Raw genomic sequence first — 2,701 nt, 5'->3', positions numbered from 1 at the left:
GCTCTCCCGGATGACGATCAGGATCGCCAGCACGCAGGCGCCCGCCAGGGCCGAGGCGACGAAGAGGGGCAGGCGGAAGCCCTCCGGACCGGCGTCCGGATTGGCCAGAAGCCCGCCGAGGGAAGGGCCGACGATCATGCCCACATTCCAGGCCGCGCCCTGGTAGGACATCTGCCGGGTCAGTTGTTCGGGCGGGGTGACATCGGCCAGATAGCCCTGGATCACGGCCCCGTTTCCCGAGGCCAGGCCGCCAACCAGGCGGATCAGGAAGGCGGCCACGATATTGGGCGCAAAGGCCAGGGCGAGATAGCACAGGCAGTTGCCCGTGATGGTCAGGATCAGGATCGGCTTGCGCCCGAAGCGGTCGGACAGCCGGCCCCAGAGCGGCTCGCCGAAGAAGGCGCCGATCGAGTAGGCCGAGAAGATCAGGGCGATCTGCCAGGCGGGCGCGTCGAAGGACTTGGCGTAGAAGGGCAGTAGCGGAATGATGATTCCGAAGCCCAGGAGGTTGATGAAGATCACCGCCGTCAGGGCGATCGCCGCATAGGGCGACGCAGGCTTGGTCTGGCGGGCGGCCTCCGACATGCGGCGTCTGTTAGGGCCGCGGCGCGAGAGGGGCAAGGGCGGGCGGCGACGAATTCCGGCGCCGCCCGGTCGAAAATCCTACTTGGGCGCCAGGATCATGATCATCTGGCGGCCCTCCATGCGGGGCTCGTATTCGACCTTGGCCACCGGCTCGAAGTCGGCCTTCACCTGCTGCAGCAGCTTCATGCCCAGCTCCGGATGGGCGAGCTCGCGTCCGCGGAACCGGAGGGTGACCTTCACCTTGTCGCCTTCGCCGAAGAACCGGTGCATGGACCGCGCCTTCACCTCATAGTCATGGGTGTCGATGTTCGGCCGCAGCTTGATCTCCTTGATCTCGACGACCTTCTGGCGCTTTCGGGCCTCGTTCTTCTTTTTCTGTTCCTGGAACTTGAACTTGCCGTAGTCCAGAATCTTGCAGACGGGCGGGTCGGCGTTGGGAACGATCTCGACCAGGTCGAGCCCGGCTTCCTCGGCGGCCTCCAGTGCGGAAGAGGTGGGCATCACCCCTTGCTTCTCGCCATGCTGATCGATCAGCAGGACCCGGGGGACTCGGATGTCTTCGTTGATGCGCGGACCGTCTTTGACGGGCGGCGCCTGCATGGGCCGGCGAATAGGCTTTTGCTCCTCAGTCTGTTTCGGCGGGACGCGCGGGACGAAGCCCGGCGCATATCGATATATGACCCCCTGGGCCCCTGCGATCAAGCGCTGCCTTCCAGGGGCAGCAGGCTGTTCGCCGCGCGCTCGACCGTCATCGGGTCCAGCCCCGCCAGGTCGTCGGTCTGGATGACGATCACATGTCCCCTGGGCGCCGACAGGCCCGGGTCCGATGCGCGGGAGAAGAGGGCCACGGTCGGCGCCCCCGCGGCCGAGGCCAGATGGAGCGGTCCGGTGTCGTTGCCCACCACCAGGGCGGTCTCGGCCCCCAGCAGGGCGACGGTCGCAAAGTCGGTCCTGCCGGTCAGGTCTCTCGCCTGGGGAAGGCTCCTCTGGATCTCCCGCGCCAGGGCGCTTTCCTGGGGGCCGCCGATCACGACGATGTCGTACCCCCGGGCGTGAAGCCGCCGGGCGAGCCGGCCATAGCCCTCGGCCGGCCATCTCTTGTCCAGCCGGTGGGCCGAGCCGCCCGGAATCAGCATGATGAACGGCCGATCGGCGCGCCGCCTCCGGTCCCGCCCGGCGTCGCCGATCCAGGACAGGTCGGGCGGCGGCGCAGAAAAGGGCGTGGTCGGGGCGTCCGGCCAGATCCCCGCCGATTTCAGCTGGTCGGCCTGGCGCTCCAGGGTGTGCATCAGGTCCTTGCCGGGCGTTCGGTGCGGCAGGGCGCAGCCGAAGGCCACCCCCGACCACGCCGGGGGGAAGGGCCAGAGCAGGAGAAAGAGGCGGGCGGAGGCGGCGGAGGTCTGCAGATCATAGACCCGGTCAAAGCGCCCCGCCTTCAACCGCCGGCGGAGGGCCATCCACTCGCCGGCGCCCTCCGGCTTGCCGCCCGCATCCACCTCGTCGAAATAGGGGCAGGCCCGGGCGAGGGCCTCGAAGGGCGGGGTGGTCAGCAGGGTGATTTGCGCCTTCGGATGGGCTTCCCGGATGCGCTTCATCGCCGCCAGGGCCAGCACGAAGTCGCCGAGGGCCGACAGCTTGATCACCAGAACCCTGCGGATCTCGTGGCTCATGTCCCGCCCTTCCGCGCGTCCAGGACCTGCTCATACACCGACAGGGTCGCGGCGCACATGGCGTCGTTGGAGTACAGCTTCACGGCGCGGTCTCGGGCGGCCTGTCCGAGCCGGCGAAGCCCCTCGCCCCCGAGGTCCTGCGCCTCGGCCATGGCGCGGGCCCAGGCCTGAGCCTCGCCGGGCGGCGCCAGCCATCCCGTCTGGCCGGGCAGGACCGTCTCGGTCGTCCCCCCGTGGTCCGAGGCGATCACCGGCCGCCCCATGACCTGGGGCTCCACCGCCGCCCGGCCGAAGGACTCCGGCACAAGGGTGGGCAGGAGGGCGACGTCCGCCGCCAGGAAGGCCGCCGGCATGTCGTCGCAGTGCCCGACCAGCGCGACCCGTCCCTCCAGTCCCGCCTCGCGCACCCTGGCTTCGAGGGACTGCCGGAAGGCCGTCCGGCCCTG

4 protein-coding genes are annotated in these 2,701 nt (G+C 69.5%); all 4 read right to left on the bottom strand.

The window, feature by feature from the left end:
* On the bottom strand, window positions 1-585 hold a 585-nt coding region (locus IM632_RS12230), incomplete at its 3' end, for an MFS transporter (protein WP_296552400.1).
* Between the two features lie 78 nt (window positions 586-663).
* Entirely contained in the window at window positions 664-1,185 is a 522-nt protein-coding gene (infC, locus tag IM632_RS12225; RefSeq protein ID WP_293515718.1) for a translation initiation factor IF-3, read from the bottom strand.
* Window positions 1,186-1,283: 98 nt separating this feature from the next.
* Window positions 1,284-2,255 (bottom strand): glycosyltransferase family 9 protein, encoded by a 972-nt coding sequence (locus tag IM632_RS12220; protein ID WP_296549972.1) that lies wholly within the window; start codon window positions 2,253-2,255, stop codon window positions 1,284-1,286.
* On the bottom strand, window positions 2,252-2,701 hold a 450-nt coding region (locus IM632_RS12215), incomplete at its 5' end, for a glycosyltransferase (RefSeq protein WP_296552398.1). The genes IM632_RS12215 and IM632_RS12220, both read right to left, overlap by 4 nt.

The sequence above is a fragment of the Phenylobacterium sp. genome (genome assembly GCF_020402505.1).
GTDB lineage: Bacteria > Pseudomonadota > Alphaproteobacteria > Caulobacterales > Caulobacteraceae > Phenylobacterium.
This window is presented reverse-complemented; position numbering and strand designations above follow the sequence as displayed.